The sequence below is a fragment of the Micromonospora sp. WMMD956 genome, from assembly GCF_029626125.1.
Classification (GTDB): domain Bacteria; phylum Actinomycetota; class Actinomycetes; order Mycobacteriales; family Micromonosporaceae; genus Micromonospora; species Micromonospora carbonacea.
This window is the reverse complement of sequence record NZ_JARUBI010000005.1, coordinates 1,661,503-1,681,163: the sequence shown is the minus strand read 5'-3', so window position 1 is coordinate 1,681,163 and position 19,661 is coordinate 1,661,503. Positions and strand designations below refer to the sequence as shown.

Genomic DNA, 19,661 nt, shown 5'->3' with positions numbered 1-19,661 from the left:
TTAACGGAGATATCAGGTCCGCCGGCAGCTATCGCCAAGCCCCCTACCCCTGTGCAATGGTGTACTCCGCTTTGACGGCTGCCGGGCCCGAAGCGGTCCGGCACGAGACAGCCGGACACCCGCCCCCGCGGCGGCCAGCCCGATCCGGTGATGGAGGAAACGTGCCGAGAGCCCCATGGCGCCGGCGTCGTACGACTGACAGTCCGCGCCCCGCAGGGCGTCGCTGGGCGGGCCCGTTGCGCCGCAGCAGCACGTTCGCCCGCCAGGTGCTGCTCGTCCGGGTGGGACGCCGCGACGGCGTCGCCGCCGCGGGCACCGACCTGACCTCGCCCGAGCACCGCTACCTCGACCGGCAGCGCCGCCGCTACGGCCTCGACCGCTACCAGCGCACCGAGGTCGAGGCGGTCGCGCCGGTCAGCCCGGCTGTGGGCCCCGCCGCCCCGGTCGACGACGCGGCGTCGATGTCGATCCCGCTGCTGCCCGGCGCGCGCACGACGGGCCGCCGGGTCAAGTTCGCGCTGGTCAACGCCTGTACCCTGGCCAGCCTCGTGCTGGGCATCAACGCCATCTTCGTGGCCATGCAGGGTCAGGTGCGCCTCGCCGCGCTCCTGCTGATCGCCTGCGTGGCGTTCGACGGGCTCGACGGCGCGCTCGCCCGCCGCTTCGGCGTGGCCAGCCCGTTCGGCGCGCAGATGGACTCGCTGGCCGACATGTGCTCCTTCGGCCTGGCCGCCCCCGTGGTGGTCTACGCCTCGCTCGCCGGCGAGGCGCCGCGCGCCGCCGCCGCGGTCGCCGCCGCGCTCGTCGCCGCCTGCGCGGCGATCCGGCTCGCCCGGTTCAACGTCTCGCCGAAGGACGGCCGCTTCTTCTGCGGCGTGCCGACCACGATGGCCGCGGCCGTGCTGGCGCTGACCGTCGCCCTCGGCCTGCCGCTGCCCGGCCTCGTGCAGATCGCCGGGGTGGCGCTGCTCGCGTTCGCGATGGTCTCCAGCTTCCCGTACGCGAAGCTGGCCCGGCTGGTGAAGCTGCCGCCGTGGCTCTGGCTGGCCCCGGTGGTCGGCGCGCTGGTCGACATCCGGCTCACCTTCGCCCTGATCGTGGTGGGCTACCTGGTCAGCGGCCCGGTGCTCTGGCTGCACCAGCGCCGCACCGCCTGATCCGACGCTCGACGACGAAGGGGGCGCCGCAGTCGCGGCGCCCCCTTCGTCGTGCCCGGCTCAGCGCCAGCGGGCGATGACCGTGGACCCGCCGACCACCCGGTCGCCCGGCCCGACCAGCGGGTCGGCGGCGTCGGCCGGCAGGTAGACGTCGGTGCGCGAGCCGAACCGGATCAGGCCGAACCGCTCGCCCCGGGCCAGCAGCGAGCCGACCGGGGCCCGCTGCACGATGCGCCGGGCGATCAGCCCGGTGCGCTGCGCCACAACGACCGTCCCGTGGTCGGTGTCGAGCACCGTGTACGCCGCCACGTTGTGCTCGGCGTCCGGCTTCATGGCGTTGACGAACCCGCCGTCGGCGACGAAGTAGTCGACCACCTTGCCGGCGACCGGAGAGCGGTTGACGTGCACGTCCAGCACCGACAGGAACACCGCGACCCGCAGCCACTCGCCGTCGCCGAACCGCTCGTCGTGCAGCCGCTGCACCGACAGCACCTGACCGTCGGCGGCGGCCACGACGGCCGACTGGTCCTCGGGGACGTCCCGCTGCGGGTCCCGGAAGAACGCGGCCACCGGGACGGCGGCGAGGGCCGGCACCAGCCACAGCTTCGACTTGGGCCGGGCGAGGCGGGTCAGCGCGGCCAGGCCGAGGGTGATGCCGGCCGCCGCGACCCCGTTGGAGTCGATGTGCATGCCCCGGGTCAGCGGAACGCTCGACGGCCGGTGGGCCGGGGCGAGGCGGGCGGCGACCGCCGCGTCGGCCGGGGTGAACCGGAGCCGGTGCACCCGCACCGGCGGGGGGTTGCGCAGCACCAGGTCGCTCCCGACGCCGTGCAGGGCGGCCTGCCGCTCCAGCTCGGCCGCCGCGCCGGCCGTCCGGGCCGGGGCCGCCGGCACCGCCACGGCGAGCACCGCGCCGTCGGCCAGGTATTTCGCCAGGCCGTCGACGGTCGTGCGGGTCTCGTCGGCGGTGCCGGTGAGCGGCTCGGCGGCGATCACCACCTCGACGGCGTCGGCCTCGGCGAGGGAGTCCACCACGCGTACCCGGTCGGCGACCCAACTGCCCTGGGCGCTCACGTGCTCGCGCAGCGCGGCCGGCGTCGCCGATCCGGCGGGCACGACGGTGAGGACGTCGCCGGGCAGCAGGGCGTCGATCGCCGCGGCCAGGACCGCGGAGTCCGGGGTCGCGCCGACCACCAGGGCGGCCTTCGGGTCGTTGCGCCGGGCGAGCTCGGTGACGAGGGTACGGGCGGCACGCTCGCCGATGCGGACCGGACCGGGCCGGCCGGAGGTGCGCACGGCGGGGGACTGGGTCATGTCGGACGGGCTCCTGACGGGGTAGAGACGGCAATCGCGGCGGGATCGCCACGGCGAACCGGTCGGGGTCGACCGCGGACGGGCCCGACGACCGGGCCGCGTCGCGGGGCCCCGCGACGCGGCCCGGTCGTCGACGGCCCGGCGGCTCGTCGCGGGCGAGGCCCGCGGCGTGGACCGGCCGGCGGAGGCGAGATCTCCACGGCCAGCATATGCGCCCTCCGCCGGGAGCCGCACCGCAGCGGTCAACCGCCGGCCCGCTCGTCCCCACGGGGTGTCCCGCCGCCGCTGACCGGCCGGTCCTCGACCGCCTCGGGCAGGTCGTCGGTGACGGCGGCGGTCGGCCATTCGTCGGTCCGCCCGACGCCCGGCTCCTCGGCCTCGGCCCCGACGTCGGCCTGCTGCGGGTCGGCCTGCGGTTGGTCGGCCGCCCGGTTGCCCCGGCCGGAGCGCAGCGCGCCGACCAGCCCCAGCACGCCGATCAGGAGCAGCCCGCCGGCCAGGAACCAGCCGACCGGGGGGAGGGCCAGACCGAGCAGCTGGGCGAGCAGCCACCAGGCGGCCAGCGCGACGAAGAACAGCCCGAAGCCGAGCGATACGACGTCGGTGCGGTGCGCCTTCACCGGGTCACCTCCAGGTCTCCGGCGTTGACGTGGACGTAGAGGCGCAGCTTCCCGCCGCCGGGGCCGTCCGCGCCGAGGTCGGTGACCTCCCGGAGCCGGCCGTCCAGCGCGCCGGAACGGTTGCCGAAGATGGTCGCGTCCCCGGCGTTGACGTCGGCGGTCGTGGTGACGTCGACGTCGGGCGGCACCACGACGGTCGCCTTGCCGAAGTTGATCGCGACGGTGATCTGGGTCTCCTGCTTGTCGAAGTCGATGGCGCGCAGGTCCAGCACGGCGTCGCCGAAGTTGTTCTCGTAGCGGTCGGCCAGGTCGCGGCGGTCCGTGGGGGCCCAGGTGACGTCCCCGTCCACGCCCCGGACCCGGTCGTAGGACTCGGCGACGGTGGCGACGCCGAGCGCCGCCGCGGTGACCAGCCCGAGCGCGATCAGCCACCGCGCCCGGCCGAACCAGGCGCCGACGAGCAGCCCGAGCCCGATGGTCGCCAGGGCCGCGGCGAAGTACGCCGCCGCACCCACCTCGACCACGTCCAGCAGGTCGAGCACGGCCACCACGCCCAGCGCCAGGAAGATCAGCGAGAACGTCACGGCACCCAGCGGGGACCGTTCCCGGGGCCGCTTCGGCGGCTTGGCCGGCGGGTACGGCGCGGCCGGGGCCGGTTGCGGCCCCTGGGCGTACGGGCCGTGCGGGGCGAACGGCTGCCGGTAGCCGGACGGCGCGGGCGGGGTGACCGGCGGGTAGGCGACCGGAGCGGGTGGGCCGGCCGACGGGGCGGGCGTGGGCGGCCAGGCCGGCAGCTCGGCGGTGGCCCCGCCCCGGGGCGGGGGCGGCGCGACCCACCGGGGGCCGGGCTGCCCGGGGACGGCCGCCCCGAACGGCTGCCCGCCGAGCGGTGCCGTGGCCGGCTGACCGGGGGCGCCGGGGCCGGCCGGCGGCGTGCCGGGGGCGGCCCGCGGGCCGGTGGGCGGGGTGAACAGGCCCGGCGCGGGCGGGACGACCGGGCCCCGCGTGGGCCAGGCGACCGGCGGGGCCGACCCCGGCCCGCCGGCGGGCGTCGGAGCGTGGCCCGCGCCCCGGCCCGCCGTGGCGTGGTCGCGGTTGAGCAGCAGCGCGCCGCCGATCAGGATGGCCGCGCCGAGCAGCACCGCCCGGAACGCGTCGGTGACGATGTAGCCGAAGCTCACCGCGACCAGGATGCTCAGCACGATCACGGTGACCGGGGACATGCTGGACCGGCCCCGGCCGAGCATCGACTCGACCGGGGAGGCGGTGTCGCCCTCGCCGGGGATGATCAGCCAGGCCGTGACGTACACCAGGATGCCGATGCCGCCGAAGAAGCCCAGCACCGCCAGCAGCACCCGCCAGAGCACCGGGTCGGTGTTGGTGGCCCGGCCGATCGCCGCGCAGACACCGGCCAGGTAGCGACCCTCGCGCGGCCGGATGAGCCCGTACCGGGAGGTGAAGCCGGCGCCCTCGGGCGGCGGGGGCGGCGGGGCCGCGTACCCCCCGGGTGGTGGGCCGCCCGTCCCCGGACCGTCGCCCCCGGGCGGTGGCGGTGGGGGTGGCCCGGCCGGGCCCGGCGTCTGCGGCGGCGGCCCGCCCCCGGCGTCCCGGCCGGCCTGCCCGGGTGTGCCCGGCGCGTCGGGCGTCGCCGGGCCGAAGGCGGCCGGCGCGGCCCAGGCGGCGGGGGTGGTGGGGGTGGGGGCCGCCGGGGCCGGCGGCGGGGGCGGTGGTGGCCCGCCCGGCGGTGCCGTCCCGGGGCGGGGCGGCGGGGCAGCTTCCTCGGTCATGCCTCGATCCTGCTGCGCGGGCCGGCGAGAGACCTCCGGAACCGACCCTGACCCCACCCTGAGATCCGGCGGGCCGGGATGTCCGGGCGTTCCCCGTGGTCTGGGGCCGGCGTGGCGTGTGACGATCGGATCGGCGACGTCGACCCGGCGTGCGCCCGCGCCGCACACCCGGGGCGCGCCCCGCCCGAGCAGGGAGCCTCCGATCAGCGCCGTGACCCAGCCGCCCCGCCTCTACCGGGCGCCCGAGCACCGGATGGCCGCCGGCGTCGCCGCCGGCATCGCCGACCACCTCGGCATCTCGGTGGTCCGGGTGCGGATCGCGTTCATGGTGCTGCTCGGCCTCAGCGGGCTCGGGCTGCTGCTCTACGCCGCGTTCTGGGCGGTGGTCCCGTTGCGGCCCGGTGACGCGGCCGTCCCGGCCCGCCGTGATCTCGGCCAGCTCCTGCCGTTCGTGGCGATCGGGCTGGTGGTGCTGGTGCTCCAGACGGTGCTCTTCGGCTCCGTCGGGGCGGCGGGCACCGCCGGCTGGCTGGTCGCGATCATCGCGGTGGGGGCCGGGGTGATCTGGCACCAGTCCGCGCCGGAGCGGCGTCGGCAGTGGGGCGAGCGGATGCCGGTGCCCTGGCTCGGCGCGGTGATCGAGGAGAACGACCGGCGCGCGTTCGTGCTGCGGTTCATCGGCGGCGGGGTGCTGGTCGCGGTCGGCATCATCGGCGTCGCGGCGGTCTACTCGCCCGCGCAGAACTTCGACGCGGTGGTCAACGGCGTCATCTTCGCGCTGGTGGGGCTGGCCGGGGTGGGGGTGGTGGCGGCCCCGGTGCTCTGGCGGACGTACAACCAGCTCCGTTCGGAGCGCGAGGGGCGCATCCGCGAGCAGGAGCGGGCGGAGCTGGCCGCCATGGTGCACGACCAGGTGCTGCACACCCTCGCGTTGATCCAGCGCAACGCCGCCGACACCACGACGGTGCAGCGGCTCGCGCGCGGGCAGGAACGGTCGCTGCGCAACTGGCTCTACAAGCCGACCGCCTCGCCGACGGAGCGGTTCGCCGCGGCCCTGGAGCAGGCGGCGGCCGAGGTCGAGGACACCTTCGCCATCACCGTGGAGACGGTGGTGGTGGGCGACCGGGGCACCGACGAGCGGGTCGGCGCGCTGGTGGCGGCGGCCCGCGAGGCGCTGGTGAACGCGGCCCGGCACGCCGGGGTGCGGACGGTCTCGCTGTACGCCGAGGTCGAGCCGGAGCAGGTGAGCGTCTTCGTCCGGGACCGGGGCAAGGGCTTCGACCCGGATACGGTGGAGGACCACCGGCACGGGGTCCGGGGGTCGATCGTCGGGCGGATGAGGCGGCACGGCGGCCGGGCGGAGATCCGCTCCGAGCCGGGCGAGGGGACGGAGGTCCGGTTGATCCTGCCGATCTCCCGCGACCAGTCCACGGCGGAAAGGGACAGATGATCATGGCCGAGCAGTCGACCGGACCGGTCGAGGGCGGGGCGGGCGCGCCTGCGCGCCTGCGCGTCTTCCTCGTTGACGACCACGCCATGTTCCGTGCCGGGGTCCGCGCCGAGTTGGGCGTCCACGTCGACGTGGTGGGCGAGGCCGGCACGGTGGCCGAGGCGGTCGCCCGGATCGCCGCCAGCACGCCCGACGTGGTGCTGCTGGACGTGCACATGCCCGACGGCGGCGGCCGGGCGGTGCTGGAGGCGATGCGCCGCAGCCACCCGCAGGTGCGCTTCCTGGCGCTGAGCGTGTCCGACGCGGCCGAGGACGTGATCGGCCTGATCCGGGCCGGCGCCCGGGGCTACGTCACCAAGACGATCTCCCCGGACGAGCTGGCCGGGGCGATCCGCCGGGTGGCCGACGGGGACGCCGTGTTCAGCCCCCGGCTGGCCGGGTTCGTGCTGGACGCGTTCGCCGCCCGGCCGGACGCCCCGGTGGCCGATCCGGAGCTGGACCAGCTCACCAACCGGGAGCGCGAGGTGCTCCGCCTGCTCGCCCGGGGGTACGCGTACAAGGAGATCGCCAAGGAGCTCTACATCTCGATCAAGACGGTCGAGACGCATGTGTCGAACGTCCTGCGCAAGCTCCAGATGTCCAATCGGTACGAATTGTCGCGCTGGGCTGCGGACCGCCGACTGGTGTGATCGACTCCTTTTCCCGGCCGGCCCCGACGGTGATCCCGGGTGCCGGCCGATGTGACGCAGCGTAACTGTGAGTCTGGTCATTCCCGTCGCATCCCCCGCTCGGTCTGTGCTGCTCACCGGGTGGCCGAAGGCCGCCTCGCCCGGACGGGCAGACCGTGCCGCTGCCCGTCCCGATCCCCCGCGCCCGCAGCGCGGGCGCGGGGAAGCTCACAGGCCGGTCACGGGCGTTGGGCGGAGCGCAAAAAGGGGTTGTATGTTGGCTGTTCAGCGGGGCGCGGCCGACTTGTTTCAAGATCATTTCTCAAGTATCGGCCGCACTGCGGGCAACTAACGGCTTGATAACGGCACCTTCACGTAACGGGCCGGTAGGTGTCACAGTTGCAGCACCTCACCCCCGGTGTGAGGCACCCAGGCACGGTCGCGCGGCCACGGATGCGGCGAGAAGTCACGGTTCGTGGTCGTCGATTCCTGCGCGGGGGCCGAATCCGGTACGGTGCGGCAGCCCGGCGGATCGGTACATCAGGGGTGTCCCGATTTCCTGCGGTAACCGGCGGTCGGTGGTTGTGACCGCCGGCGGTGTCACCCCCCATGCGTGCGTGAAACCCACGACGGAACAGGTTAGAAAGAGGAGGCCCCTCGGAATGAGAGTCTCGAAGCGGGCGAGTGGCGCGATCGCGCTGGGCGCGGCTTTCGCGCTCGTCGCGTCCGGCTGCTCCAGCAGCGACGGAGAGGGTGGCGACGCCACCAGCGCGGACGGCGCGATCACGGTCGACGGCACCGAGCCGGAGAACCCGCTGGTTCCGTCGAACACCACCGAGACCGGTGGCGGCAAGATCATCGACTGGATGTGGACCGGTCTGGTCGAGTACCCCAACAACGGTGGCGCCCCGCAGAACGCCCTGGCCGAGTCGATCGAGACGACCGACTCCAAGGTCTACAAGATCAAGATCAAGCAGGACACGAAGTTCCACGACGGCACCGTCGTGAAGGCCAAGAACTTCGTGGACGCCTGGAACTGGGGCGCCTACTCGCCGAACGGCGCGCAGAACTCCAGCTTCTTCGCCGACATCGAGGGCTTCGCCGACGTCAACACGGCGGACCCGGACGGCCCCGAGGGCCCGCAGAAGGCCCCGGAGCCGAAGGCCAAGGAGATGTCCGGCCTCAAGGTCGTCGACGACTGGAACTTCGAGGTCACGCTCGCCGCGCCGACCGCCGTGTTCCCGACCAAGCTCGGCTACAGCACCTTCATGCCGCTGCCGGACGCGTTCTTCTCGGGCAGCGCCGAGGAGTTCGGCAAGAAGCCGATCGGCAACGGGCCGGTCAAGTTCGTGTCCTGGGAGAACAACGTCCAGATCAAGCTGACGCGGTTCGACGACTACCAGCTGCGCGACAAGATGAAGATCAAGGACGTCACCATCAAGATGTACCAGGACGACACGGCCGCGTACAGCGACCTGGTCTCCGGGAACCTCGACTTCATGCAGCAGGTGCCGGTCTCCGCCCTCGCCGGCGACAAGTGGAAGTCGGACCTGACCGACCGCGCCATCGCGTCGACCACCCCGTCGACCGGCATCATCGCCTTCCCAATCTACGACAAGCGCTTCCAGAACCCGAAGCTGCGTCGCGCCATCTCCCTGTCGATCAACCGGCAGGAGATCACCGACAAGATCTTCTTCGGTAACCGGAAGCCGGCCGACAGCTGGGCCAACCCGCTGACCCCGGGCGCGGCGCCGGGCAACTGCACCGCGTGCCAGTTCAACGTGGACGAGGCCAAGAAGCTGCTCGCCGAGGCCGGCGGCTTCTCGGGCGAGCTGGTCATGTACTACAACGCCGACGCCAGCCACAAGGAGTGGATGGAGGCCGTCGCGCAGCAGGTCAAGACCAACCTCGGCATCAACGCCCGCGCCGAGGGCGTGCCGACCTTCGCGGTGTTCCGTCAGAACATCAACGCCCACAAGATGAAGGGCGCCTACCGCGCGGGCTGGCAGCAGGACTACCCGGACGTGGAGAACTGGATCAACCCGCTCTACGTGACCGGTGGCTCCTCCAACGACGGTCTGTACAGCAACAAGCAGGTCGACGCCCTGGCCAAGGAGGCCAGCTCCGCGCCGAGCCTCGACGCCTCGCACGCCAAGTTCGCCGAGGCCGTCAAGCTCATCGACCAGGACGTTCCGTCGATGCCGATCTACTTCGGTGGCCAGCAGTCCGGCCACTCGGAGAAGGTCAAGAAGATGGAGCTGAGCAACGTCGGCGAACTCGACATCACCTCGGTCGAGCTCTGATCCGTACGGTCTGACCCCGGGTCGGGCTCACCTACCGGTGGGTCCGGCCCGGGGCCGTTCCGCGAGGAGTGCACAACACTCCCCGCCACGTTGACGTCACCCCGTGTCGGCGGTCGTCCGACGCGCCCCCTGTCAGGAGGACCCCCCATGGGCCGTTATCTGTTGAGACGGCTACTGCAACTCGTCCCGGTCTTCATCGGTACGACGTTCCTGATCTACTGGCTCGTCTGGTCCGTGCCGGGCGACCCGTTCGCCGGCAAGTGCGGCGACCGCCGGTGCCCGGACTCGTACATCAACTTCATGACCGAGAAGTACCAGCTCGACGAGTCGATCTGGGTGCAGTACGCCACCTACATGAAGAACCTGTTCCAGGGGGACTTCGGCGTCACCTACAACAACCGCGAGGTGGCCGACATCATCGCCACCGCGTACCCGAACACCCTGAAGCTCGCAGTGGTGGCCCTGGCGATCGAGGCGATCATCGGCCTGAGCGCCGGCGTCCTGACCGGCCTGCGGCGCAACGGCTTCCTCGACAACCTGGTCCTCGTCTCGACGCTCTTCCTGATCGCGCTGCCGGTCTTCGTCGTCGGCTTCATCCTCCAGTGGCTGCTCGGCGTCAAGTGGGGCATCGTCCACCCGACGGTCTCCAGCGAGATGCGGCTGTCCGAGCTGCTCCTGCCGGGCTTCGTGCTCGGCAGCGCCTCCATGGCGTACGTCGCCCGGGTGGCGCGCACCAGCATCGCGGAGAACCGGCGGGCCGACTACGTCCGCACCGCCATCGCCAAGGGCCTGCCGATGCGGCGCGTCGTGGGCGTGCACCTGCTGCGCAACTCGCTGATCCCGGTCGTCACCCTGCTCGGCACCGACCTCGGCGCGCTCATGGGCGGCGCCATCGTCACCGAGGGCATCTTCAGCATCAACGGCATCGGCCGCGCCGTGCTCCGGGCGATCGTCACGAAGGAGAGCGCTACCGTTGTCTCCATCGTGGTGGTCCTGGTGCTCGTCTACCTCCTGATGAACCTGGTGGTGGACCTGCTCTACGCCGCTCTCGACCCGAGGATCCGCTATGAGTGAGCAGCGTCGCGAACGAGTCAGGAACGCAGCGTGCCGGGGCCACCGTCCCGGCACCGAGCGCAGCGAGGTGGCGGCATGAGTGACCCCAGCACCGCATCGATCGTCTCGACCCCGCCGGCGACCATGCCCACCGAGGCGGGCTCCGGCGCGCCCGTCGACGCCGGCCTGCCCGCGAACGCCCGCAAGGAGAAGCCGCGCGGCCTGCTCGGCGACGCCTGGCGCGACCTGCGCCGCAAGCCGCTGTTCTGGATCTCCGCGGTCCTCATCATGATCTTCGTGCTGATGGCGGCCTTCCCGTCGCTGTTCACCTCCGGCGACCCGGTCAACGGCGCCCTGGCCAACAGCCGGGTCGAGCCGTCCGCCGACGCCTGGTTCGGCTACGACGTGCAGGGCCGCGACGTGTTCGCCCGGACGATCTACGGCGCCCGCGCCTCGATCGTGGTGGCCCTGATCTCCACCATCGGCACGCTGCTGATCGGCGGCGCGATCGGCATGATCGCCGGCTACGCCGGCGGCTGGGTCGACGCCCTGCTGTCCCGCTTCGCCGACATCTTCTTCGGCCTGCCGTTCGTGCTCGGCGCGATCGTCATCCTGACCACCTTCAACGGCGCCGAGTCGAGCAACGGCGAGTGGCAGATCATGGGCCTGGTCATCATGTCCCTGGTCGTGCTGAGCTGGCCGGTCGTGATGCGGCTGATGCGCTCCTCGGTGCTGGCCACCAAGGAGGCCGACTACATCGTCGCGGCCCGGGCGCTGGGCGCCGGCCACGGCCGGATCATCCTCAAGCACCTGCTGCCGAACTGCCTCGCCCCGCTGCTGGTCTACGGCACGATCATGGTCGGGTCGTTCATCGGCGCGGAGGCCACGCTGTCGTTCCTGGGCATCGGCCTGAAGACCCCGGTGGTCTCCTGGGGCATCATGATCAGTGAGGCGCAGAACTACATCCGGGTCTCGCCCTTCCTGCTCTTCTTCCCCTCCGCGTTCCTCGTCACCGCCGTGCTGAGCTTCGTGATGCTCGGCGAGGCGGTCCGCGAGGCCCTCGATCCGAAACTGCGCTAGGGGAGATTGAGTTGTCCGACATTCTCGTGTCCGAGCAGTCCAAGCCGGGTGCCGCCGGATCCGGCCGCCCCTCGGGTCGCCTCCTGGAGGTCGAGGACCTGCGGGTCGAGTTCCGCACCCGCGACGGCGTCGCCAAGGTCATCAACGGCGTCACCTACCACGTCGACGCGGGGGAGACCCTCGCCGTGCTCGGCGAGTCCGGCTCCGGCAAGAGCGTCACGGCGCAGACCGTCATGGGCATCCTTGACACGCCGCCCGGCTTCGTCACCGGCGGCCAGGTGCGCTTCCACGGCAAGGACATGCTCACCATGTCCGCCGAGGAGCGCCGCCGCATCCGCGGCGAGGGCATCGCGATGATCTTCCAGGACGCGCTCTCCGCCCTGAACCCCGTCTTCACCGTCGGGTTCCAGATCGCCGAGCAGTTCCGCGTCCGGCGCGGCCTCAGCCGCGCCGACGCCAAGAAGCGTGCGATCGAGATGCTCGACCAGGTCAAGATCCCGAACGCCAAGGGCCGGTTCAGCAACTACCCGCACCAGTTCTCCGGCGGCATGCGGCAGCGCGCGATGATCGCGATGTCGCTGGCGCTCGACCCCGAGGTGCTGATCGCCGACGAGCCCACCACCGCGCTCGACGTGACCGTGCAGGCCCAGATCATGGACCTGCTCGCCGAGCTCCAGCGCGAGCGGCAGATGGGCATGATCCTGATCACCCACGACCTCGGCGTGGTCGCCGACGTCGCGGACCGGATCGCGGTCATGTACGCGGGCCGGATCGTCGAGGAAGCCAACGTCTACGACCTGTACGCCAAGCCGGCGCACCCGTACACGATGGGTCTGATCGACTCGATCCCGCGGATGGACGAGCGGGGGCAGCAGCTCCGCACCATCAAGGGCCTGCCGCCGAACCTGATGAACATCCCGCCGGGCTGCCCGTTCAACCCGCGCTGCCCCATGGCGCAGCCGGTCTGCCGGGAGAAGCTGCCGCCGCTGCTGCAGATCGGCGCCGGCCGGGCCAGCGCCTGCCACTTCGCTGAGGATCTGGTGAACCGTGACTGAGAACATCCTCGAAGTCCGTGACCTGGTCAAGCACTACCCCGTCACCCGCGGCGTGGTGTTCAAGAAGACCATCGGGCACGTCAAGGCCGTCGACGGGGTGTCGCTGGAGCTCAAGGCCGGCGAGACGCTCGGCGTGGTCGGCGAGTCCGGCTGCGGCAAGTCCACGCTGGCCCGGGTGCTGATGAACCTGGAGCGGCCGACCGCCGGCAGCGTCAACTACAAGGGCCAGGACATCTCCAAGCTCTCCGGCGGTGCCCTGCGCCGGCTGCGCCGCCAGATCCAGCTGGTCATGCAGGACCCGTACACCTCGCTGAACCCGCGGATGACGGTCGGCGACCTGATCGGCGAGCCGTTCGAGATCCACCCCGAGGTGGCCCCGAAGGGCAGCCGGCGGGACAAGGTCAAGGAACTGCTCGACCTCGTCGGCCTGAACCCGGAGCACATCAACCGGTACCCGCACCAGTTCTCCGGCGGTCAGCGGCAGCGCATCGGCATCGCCCGGGCGCTCGCCCTGCGGCCGGAGATCATCATCTGCGACGAGCCGGTGTCGGCCCTGGACGTGTCCATCCAGGCCCAGGTGATGAACCTGCTGGAGAAGCTCCAGGCCGAGTTCGGCCTGTCGTACGTCTTCATCGCCCACGACCTGTCGGTGGTCCGGCACCTGTCGGACCGGGTCGCGGTCATGTATCTCGGCAAGATCGTCGAGATCGGCACCGAGGACGAGATCTACGAGCGCCCCACCCACCCGTACACGCAGGCGCTGCTGTCGGCGGTGCCGGTGCCGGACCCGACGCTGCGCGACCAGAAGGCGATCATCCGGCTCACCGGCGACGTGCCGTCGCCCGTCAGCCCGCCCTCGGGCTGCCGGTTCCGCACCCGGTGCTGGAAGGCGCAGGACGTCTGCGCCGAGCAGGTCCCGCTGCTGGAGATCCGCTCCGGCTCGGACCACCCGAGCGCCTGCCACTTCGCCGAGAAGCGCGAGATCGTGGCCAGCCACGAGGCGTGAGCCTCCCCGGCTGACCGACCGGTCCTGGCCGGCCTGCCTGATCCGGGCTGGCTGGATCACCGGGCTGGCCTGCGACATCCGACCGCCTGCCGGCGTCCCCGCGACGCCGGCAGGCGGTTCTGCACATGGGCCCGTCGTGCCCCCCCGTCGTGCCCCCCGTCGTGCGCCCCGCAAGATCGCGCTCGATCCGGGAAACAGTGCCCCCGCCCTCGTGCGGAGGCCACTGTTGCCGTGATTCTGCGCATCCCGGCCGAGGGCTCCCGGCGCAGGCGGCGTCGGCGAGGGGCGAGGCGGGGCGGGGCGGCGCGAGGCGGCGCGGGGCGGGACGAGTGGCTGCTACAGCGGGCCGCGGCCGGCGCGGAGCAGCAGCAGGGCCAACTGGGTGCCGTCGGCCCCCAGGGCCTGCCGGAACCGCTCCAGGATCTCGCGCTCCCGCGACAGCACCAGCCGGGTGCCCCCGGAGGCCATCCGGGTCGCGCCGACCTCCTGCGACAGGGCGGCCCGTTCCTGCCACAGCGCGATCAACGTGCTGTCGATCTCGTCGATCCGCTCCCGGATGGCGACGATCCGCTCCGCCGCCACCGAGTCGTCGGTGCCGGTGCGGGTCGACCCGGCAGCCGACGACGCCGGCTCGCCCCGCCCGCCGCCCGTGTTGCCCGCCTTGCCGGCGGAAACCGGGCCGCCGCTGCCGCCGCCCACGTTGCCGGCCTTGCCGGCGCTGGCCGGGTTTCCGCCGCCGGCGGCACCCGTGTTCGGGTTGCCGGGGCCGGTGCCACCGCCGGGGAGGCCGCCGCCCGCGTTCCCGCTGCCCGTGCCGCCGCTGCCGGCGTTGGCCTGGACGCCGCCGCCCTGGTCACTCTGCGGGCGGGACCGCGCCAAGCTGCCGTTCTGCTCCATCACGTCTGCCATCATCGCCGTACCCCTCGGACGTCGGGCCCGGTGCCCGGATCCCGGGACGGAAAAGCCCCGGGCTCTCCAGAGCCCGGGGCTTTCGTAGGTCTGATCTGATCAGGCGCGACCCACGGCTGCCGGACTCCCGGTGCCGTAGTAAAAGTAGAAGCGCTGACCGAACACGCCGTCGAGTATGCCGACTGCCCGGCCACCTGCGCAAGCACTGCCGCCGCCCACCACCCGGGCGGGAAGTGTGAGAAGGGGCCCCTTCTCGACCGTATGCGTTAACAAGGGGCCCCTCCTTACCACCAGCTCAGCCGAGGCGGGTGATGCGGTTCGCCGGGCCCGGGGCGACCGGGTCGCCCGCGCCCACGTACGCCACCAGCGCGTCGACGTCGAAGCCGGGGGCGGTGGTGCGGCCGGTGCCGCCCGTCAGCTCGGTGAAGCCGTCGCCGCCGTTGGCCAGGAAGTCGTTCGTGGTGACCTGGTAGCTGGCCGCCGGGTCGATCGGGGTCCCGTTCAGCGCCAGGGCGCTCACCCGGGAGCCCACCGGGGCGGTGCTGTCGTACGAGTAGGTCAGCCCGGCCGACACCTGGAGGATCCGCTGGGTGGTCTGCCCCTTGAAGCCCACGAACTGCTGCTCCAGCACGTTCTTGAGCTGCGCCCCGGTGAAGGTCTGGGTGACCACGAGGTTGTTGAACGGCTGCACCGCGAACGCCTCGCCGTAGGTCACCTCGCCCGGCGCCTCGCCGCCGGCCGACGCCCCGTACGACATGGAGGCCCGCACGCCGCCCGGGTTCATCAGCGCGATCTGCGCCCCGTTGCTCTTCGTGTACGCGAGCTGCGCGTCGGCGATCACGTCGCCGAGCGGGCTCTCGCCGTTGGGCAGGGCGTCGCGGACGATGTCGGCGCTGATCCTGCCGACCACCTTGTTGGCGATCGGGGCGACCGCCGTGCGGTACTTGTCGGCCAGCGCCTTCGCGCCCGCGTCCACCAGGTCGGGGTTGCGGGCGTACACGCCGGGGCTGGTCTGCTGCCAGGTGCCGTCGGCGTTGCGGACGCCGTTCTCGACGATGACGTTGCGGGCCGAGATCCCGGTGAACCGGCCGGTGCGCCGGTTGAGGGAGTAGTCGACGTCGGTGATCAGCTGGCCGTTGTTGCCGGCGCTGGTGACCACGCTGGGCTGGCCGGAGGAGTTCGGCAGCGAGCAGGAGTAGAACCGGTGGGTGTGGCCGGAGACGACCAGGCCGAACTCGGGCCGCAGGCCCTTGACGATGTCGACGATCGGGCCGGAGAAGTTGGCGCAGTCGGAGACGCCGGGGGTGCTCGGCGGCGGGGACTGCGCGCCGCCCTCGTGCACCAGCAGCACCATGGCCTTCACGCCGAACAGCTTGAGCAGGCCGCCCCACTTGTTGGCGGTCTCCACCTCGTCCTTGAACGTCACACCGGTGATGCCGGCCGGGTTGACGATGCCGGGGGTGCCCTCCAGGGTGACCCCGACGAAGCCGACCGGTACGCCGCCGACGAACTTGACGTCGACCGGGGGCAGGATCGGCAGCTTGGTCTTCTTGCTGATGGTGTTGGCGGCGAGGTAGGTGAACTTCGCGCCCTTGAAGCCGTCGCCGTCGGCGCAGCCGTCGACCGGGTGGCAGCCGCCCTTGTTGAGCCGGATCAGCTCGTCGACGCCCTCGTCGAACTCGTGGTTGCCGACGGAGCTGATCTCCAGCCCGATCTGGTCCATCAGCTCGATGGTCGGCTCGTCGTGGAACGCGGCGCTGACCAGCGGGGTCGCCCCGACCAGGTCGCCGGCGCCGACCGTGGTGGTGACCCGCCCCTCGGCCTTGGCCTCGGCGCGCAGCTTCTTGAGCCAGGTGGCGAGGTATTCCACGCCGCCGGCCGGGGTGCCGTTGACCACGGCGCCGCTGCCCGCCGGCGGGTCGATCGCGCCGTGGAAGTCGTTGTAGCTGAGGAAGTTGCCCTTGACCTCGCCGCCGGTGGGCTTGGCGTAGGAGACCGAGACCGGGGCGAGCGCCGCCCAGGGGTCGGCGGCCGGGGCCGGCGCGGGCCGCGTGGCGGCCGGCAGCGTGGCGACGACAGCCAGTGCGAGGGCCGGCGCGGCGAGGTGACGCAGCACCGCCCGACCGCGCGAGCGCGGTTGACTCATGGTTTTTCTCCCAAAATCGTGTACGGGGGAGGAAGTGGGGGTTCACCAGCCATCGTTGTGGATCGGGGACGGCCGCGCCAGAGCCGGACGGGTGACGGGTTGGTCTCTTCCTGCTGTCGCCGGGTGTCCCCGCCGTCCTGATCGGTCGCGTCGGGGCCGCGCTGTCGGGAAGTGTCCGGCCGGCGGCATAGACTCGCCGTGCGATGCAGCCTCTCTTCGACATCCCCGCGCCCCCGCCCGAGCCCGAGCCCGCGTCGGCCCCGCCGCCCCGGCCCGGCCCGGCCGTCCGCCTCGACCCGCAGGCCCTGGTGGAGGGCCTCAACGGCCCCCAGCGCGACGCCGTCGTGCACGCCGGCTCGCCGCTGCTGATCGTGGCCGGCGCCGGCTCCGGCAAGACCCGGGTGCTCACCCACCGGATCGCCTACCTGCTCGCGGCCCGCGACGTCCACCCCGGCGAGATCATCGCGATCACCTTCACCAACAAGGCCGCCGGCGAGATGAAGGAGCGGGTGACCCAGCTCGTCGGCCCGCGCGCCCGGCTGATGTGGGTGTCGACGTTCCACTCGGCGTGCGTGCGCATCCTGCGGGCCGAGCACGAGCACGCCGGCCTGAAGTCGAGCTTCTCGATCTACGACGCCGACGACTCCCGCCGCCTGATGCAGCTCGTCGCCCGCGAGCTGGACCTGGACCCGAAGCGCTACCCGGCGCGGGGGCTGGCCGCCCAGGTGTCCAACCTGAAGAACGAGCTGGTCGACCCGGAGGAGTTCGCCGGCCGGGCCAAGGGGCCCAACGAGCGGGCCCTCGCCGAGGCGTACACGCTCTACCAGCGGCGGCTGCGCGAGGCGCACGCGCTGGACTTCGACGACCTGATCATGACGACGGTGCACCTGTTCCAGTCGCACCCGCACGTCGCGGAGGGCTACCGCCGCCGGTTCCGGCACGTGCTGGTCGACGAATACCAGGACACCAACCACGCGCAGTACACGTTGATCAAGGAGCTGGTCTCCGGCACCGAGGGGATCGCGCCGGCGGAGCTGTGCGTGGTCGGCGACGCCGACCAGTCGATCTACGCGTTCCGGGGCGCGACGATCCGCAACATCCTGGAGTTCGAGCGGGACTTCACCGACGCCCGGACGATCCTGCTGGAGCAGAACTACCGCTCCACCCAGACCATCCTCAACGCCGCCAACGCGGTGATCGACCGCAACACCTCCCGCAAGCCCAAGCGGCTGTGGAGCGACGCCGGGGCCGGCGAGCAGATCGTCGGATACGTGGCCGACACCGAGCACGCCGAGGCCGACTGGGTGGGCCGGGAGGTCGACCGGCTGGTCGACGACGACGAGGCCCGCCCCGGCGACGTGGCGGTGTTCTACCGCACCAACGCCCAGTCCCGGGTGTTCGAGGAGGTGTTCATCCGGGTCGGCCTGCCCTACAAGGTGGTCGGCGGGGTGCGCTTCTACGAGCGCAAGGAGGTCCGCGACGCTCTGGCCTACCTGCGGGCGGTGGTCAACGACGACGACACGGTCAGCCTGCGCCGCATCCTCAACACCCCCCGCCGGGGCATCGGCGAGCGCGCGGAGGCGTGCGTGGAGGCCCTGTCCAGCCGGGACCGCATCTCCTTCGGGGCGGCCCTGCGCCGGGCGGGCGACGCGCCCGGCATCTCCACCCGGGCGGCCAACGGCATCGGCGACTTCGTGGCGCTGCTCGACGGGGCCCGGGAGCTGGCCGAGACCGGCACCCCGGAGGAGGTGCTGGAGGCGCTGCTGACCCGCTCGGGCTACCTGACCGAGCTGGAGGAGAGCCTCGACCCGCAGGACGCCGGCCGCGTCGACAACCTCCAGGAGCTGGTGAGCGTCGCCCGGGAGTACACGGAGCGGGTCGAGGCGCTGGGGGAGGAGGGGGAGCGGGCCACCCTCGCCGGCTTCCTGGAGCAGGTGGCGCTGGTCGCCGACGCCGACCAGATCCCCTCCGACGACCCCGACCACCAGGGCGTGGTCACCCTGATGACCCTGCACACCGCCAAGGGGCTGGAGTTCCCGGTGGTGTTCCTGACCGGGCTGGAGGACGGCGTCTTCCCGCACCTGCGCGCGCTGGGCGACACCCGGGAGCTGGAGGAGGAGCGGCGGCTGGCCTACGTGGGGATCACCCGCGCGCGGCAGCGCCTCTACCTGTCCCGGGCGGTGACCCGCTCGGCGTGGGGGCAGCCGGCCTACAACCCGCCGTCGCGGTTCCTTGAGGAGCTGCCGCCGGAGCTGGTCCGCTGGGAGCGCACCGAGGGGACGTACACCTCGTGGGGCGGCGGTGGCGGCGGCGTCGGCGGGCGCGCGGACCGCGCGCCGCGCGGCGGCGGCTTCACCGGGGGCACCCCGAAGGCCGCGCAGCTCGCCAAGCGGCTCGGCGTCGACGGCAGCCGGCTGGCCACGGCCAGCGAGCTGCCCCAGGGCCCGAAGGTCGCGGCCGGGGACCGGGTCAACCACCAGCGGTACGGCCTGGGCCGGGTGCTCGCCGTGGAGGGTCACGGCCCGGGGGCGCGGGCGCAGATCGACTTCGGCGACCAGACGATGTGGCTGGTGCTGCGGCACGCCCCGATCGACAAGCTCTGAGCCGGCCGACGACCATGGACGAGACGCTCACCCGGATCAACGAGGGCGTGCAGCTGCACCACCAGCAGGGTCGGCGCGAGGCGGCCCGCGACCTGTTCGCCCAGCTCTGGGCCGAGATCGGCGGGGAGCGGGGCGATCCGCTGCACGTGTGCGTCCTCGCGCACTCGATGGCCGACGTGCAGGACGACGTCCACGAGGAGCTGCGCTGGGATCAGCGGGCCCTGGCGGCGGCCGACCTGCTCACCGACGATCGCGTGGCGCAGGCCGGGGTGCCGATGTCGGTGGCCGCCCTCTATCCGTCGCTGCACCTCAACCTCGGTGAGTGCTACCGCAGGCTCGGCGACCTCGACCGGGCCCGCGAGTGCCTCCGGCAGGCGCGGGCGGGCATCGGCGCGCTCGGCGACGACGCCTACGGGGAGCTGATCCGGGGCGGCCTGGACACGCTGGCGCAGCAACTGGGCTGACCGGTGGGCGCCGGCCGCCGGTGGTTCCCTCCGGCGGCCGGCGCGT

Annotated in this window: 14 protein-coding genes and 1 pseudogene; 10 read left to right on the top strand and 5 right to left on the bottom strand. The window is 72.7% G+C overall.

Features of this window, described 5'->3' with window-relative positions; all coding sequences use genetic code 11:
• The first annotated feature begins 236 nt into the window (after nucleotides 1–236).
• Complete coding sequence (locus O7628_RS07730) at nucleotides 237–1,157, top strand: CDP-alcohol phosphatidyltransferase family protein (protein ID WP_278129359.1); 921 nt, start codon at nucleotides 237–239, stop codon at nucleotides 1,155–1,157.
• 60 nt (nucleotides 1,158–1,217) lie between these two features.
• Here the strand turns inward: O7628_RS07730 and O7628_RS07725 are convergent, their stop codons facing one another.
• The 3 genes from O7628_RS07725 to O7628_RS07715 form a co-directional block, all read right to left on the bottom strand.
• A complete protein-coding gene (locus O7628_RS07725) occupies nucleotides 1,218–2,471 on the bottom strand; it encodes a phosphatidylserine decarboxylase (protein ID WP_278129358.1) in 1,254 nt (417 codons plus the stop codon).
• Between the two features lie 242 nt (nucleotides 2,472–2,713).
• Nucleotides 2,714–3,091 carry a hypothetical protein gene (locus O7628_RS07720; protein ID WP_278136460.1) on the bottom strand — a complete coding sequence of 126 codons (378 nt, stop codon included), beginning with the start codon at nucleotides 3,089–3,091 and terminating at the stop codon, nucleotides 2,714–2,716.
• Nucleotides 3,088–4,878: a PspC domain-containing protein gene (locus tag O7628_RS07715; protein WP_278129357.1), complete on the bottom strand. Its 1,791-nt coding sequence runs from the start codon at nucleotides 4,876–4,878 to the stop codon at nucleotides 3,088–3,090. The genes O7628_RS07720 and O7628_RS07715 overlap by 4 nt, the downstream gene beginning before the upstream one ends.
• Nucleotides 4,879–5,089: 211 nt before the next feature.
• Between O7628_RS07715 and O7628_RS07710 the strand changes: the two genes are divergently transcribed.
• The 7 genes from O7628_RS07710 to O7628_RS07680 all read left to right on the top strand — a co-directional run bounded on the left by O7628_RS07710 (nucleotide 5,090) and on the right by O7628_RS07680 (nucleotide 13,493).
• The gene (locus O7628_RS07710; RefSeq protein ID WP_074472589.1) at nucleotides 5,090–6,328 is read left to right on the top strand and encodes an ATP-binding protein; all 1,239 of its coding nucleotides are present in this window, start codon (nucleotides 5,090–5,092) and stop codon (nucleotides 6,326–6,328) included.
• 2 nt (nucleotides 6,329–6,330) lie between these two features.
• Nucleotides 6,331–7,017, top strand: a complete 687-nt coding sequence (locus O7628_RS07705; RefSeq protein ID WP_278129356.1) for a response regulator transcription factor — start codon at nucleotides 6,331–6,333, stop codon at nucleotides 7,015–7,017.
• A 641-nt stretch (nucleotides 7,018–7,658) separates the two neighbouring features.
• Entirely contained in the window at nucleotides 7,659–9,299 is a 1,641-nt protein-coding gene (locus O7628_RS07700) for an ABC transporter substrate-binding protein (RefSeq protein WP_278129355.1), read from the top strand.
• A 147-nt stretch (nucleotides 9,300–9,446) separates the two neighbouring features.
• Entirely contained in the window at nucleotides 9,447–10,373 is a 927-nt protein-coding gene (locus O7628_RS07695) for an ABC transporter permease (RefSeq protein WP_278129354.1), read from the top strand.
• 75 nt (nucleotides 10,374–10,448) lie between these two features.
• Nucleotides 10,449–11,432 (top strand): ABC transporter permease, encoded by a 984-nt coding sequence (locus O7628_RS07690; RefSeq protein WP_278129353.1) that lies wholly within the window; start codon nucleotides 10,449–10,451, stop codon nucleotides 11,430–11,432.
• A gap of 26 nt (nucleotides 11,433–11,458) precedes the next feature.
• On the top strand, nucleotides 11,459–12,487 hold the full coding sequence (locus tag O7628_RS07685; RefSeq protein WP_278136253.1) for an ABC transporter ATP-binding protein: 1,029 nt from the start codon (nucleotides 11,459–11,461) through the stop codon (nucleotides 12,485–12,487).
• Complete coding sequence (locus tag O7628_RS07680; protein WP_074472595.1) at nucleotides 12,480–13,493, top strand: dipeptide ABC transporter ATP-binding protein; 1,014 nt, start codon at nucleotides 12,480–12,482, stop codon at nucleotides 13,491–13,493. Before O7628_RS07685 ends, O7628_RS07680 begins: the two co-directional genes overlap by 8 nt.
• A gap of 336 nt (nucleotides 13,494–13,829) precedes the next feature.
• Here the strand turns inward: O7628_RS07680 and O7628_RS07675 are convergent.
• Nucleotides 13,830–14,096, bottom strand: a pseudogene (locus tag O7628_RS07675) (chorismate mutase); the annotation flags it as partial.
• 601 nt (nucleotides 14,097–14,697) lie between these two features.
• Nucleotides 14,698–16,548, bottom strand: coding sequence for a bifunctional metallophosphatase/5'-nucleotidase (locus O7628_RS07670; protein ID WP_278129352.1), 1,851 nt, complete (start codon nucleotides 16,546–16,548; stop codon nucleotides 14,698–14,700).
• A 203-nt stretch (nucleotides 16,549–16,751) separates the two neighbouring features.
• Here O7628_RS07670 and pcrA point away from each other — a divergent pair, with 203 nt between their 5' ends.
• Both pcrA and O7628_RS07660 read left to right on the top strand, forming a co-directional pair.
• On the top strand, nucleotides 16,752–19,151 hold the full coding sequence (pcrA, locus tag O7628_RS07665) for a DNA helicase PcrA (RefSeq protein WP_178066385.1): 2,400 nt from the start codon (nucleotides 16,752–16,754) through the stop codon (nucleotides 19,149–19,151).
• Nucleotides 19,152–19,165: 14 nt separating this feature from the next.
• Nucleotides 19,166–19,615, top strand: a complete 450-nt coding sequence (locus O7628_RS07660; RefSeq protein WP_178066384.1) for a tetratricopeptide repeat protein — start codon at nucleotides 19,166–19,168, stop codon at nucleotides 19,613–19,615.
• The last annotated feature ends 46 nt before the right edge of the window (nucleotides 19,616–19,661 follow it).

What these genes read in the sequence shown, in the direction of transcription:
- O7628_RS07725 (WP_278129358.1), bottom strand. Translation starts at nt 2,471, where the DNA reads ATGACCCAGTCCCCCGCCGTGCGCACCTCCGGCCGGCCCGGTCCGGTC.
- O7628_RS07715 (WP_278129357.1), bottom strand. Translation starts at nt 4,878, where the DNA reads ATGACCGAGGAAGCTGCCCCGCCGCCCCGCCCCGGGACGGCACCGCCG.
- O7628_RS07705 (WP_278129356.1), top strand. Translation starts at nt 6,331, where the DNA reads ATGGCCGAGCAGTCGACCGGACCGGTCGAGGGCGGGGCGGGCGCGCCT.
- O7628_RS07700 (WP_278129355.1), top strand. Translation starts at nt 7,659, where the DNA reads ATGAGAGTCTCGAAGCGGGCGAGTGGCGCGATCGCGCTGGGCGCGGCT.
- O7628_RS07695 (WP_278129354.1), top strand. Translation starts at nt 9,447, where the DNA reads ATGGGCCGTTATCTGTTGAGACGGCTACTGCAACTCGTCCCGGTCTTC.
- O7628_RS07690 (WP_278129353.1), top strand. Translation starts at nt 10,449, where the DNA reads ATGAGTGACCCCAGCACCGCATCGATCGTCTCGACCCCGCCGGCGACC.
- O7628_RS07670 (WP_278129352.1), bottom strand. Translation starts at nt 16,548, where the DNA reads ATGAGTCAACCGCGCTCGCGCGGTCGGGCGGTGCTGCGTCACCTCGCC.
- pcrA (WP_178066385.1), top strand. Translation starts at nt 16,752, where the DNA reads ATGCAGCCTCTCTTCGACATCCCCGCGCCCCCGCCCGAGCCCGAGCCC.
- O7628_RS07660 (WP_178066384.1), top strand. Translation starts at nt 19,166, where the DNA reads ATGGACGAGACGCTCACCCGGATCAACGAGGGCGTGCAGCTGCACCAC.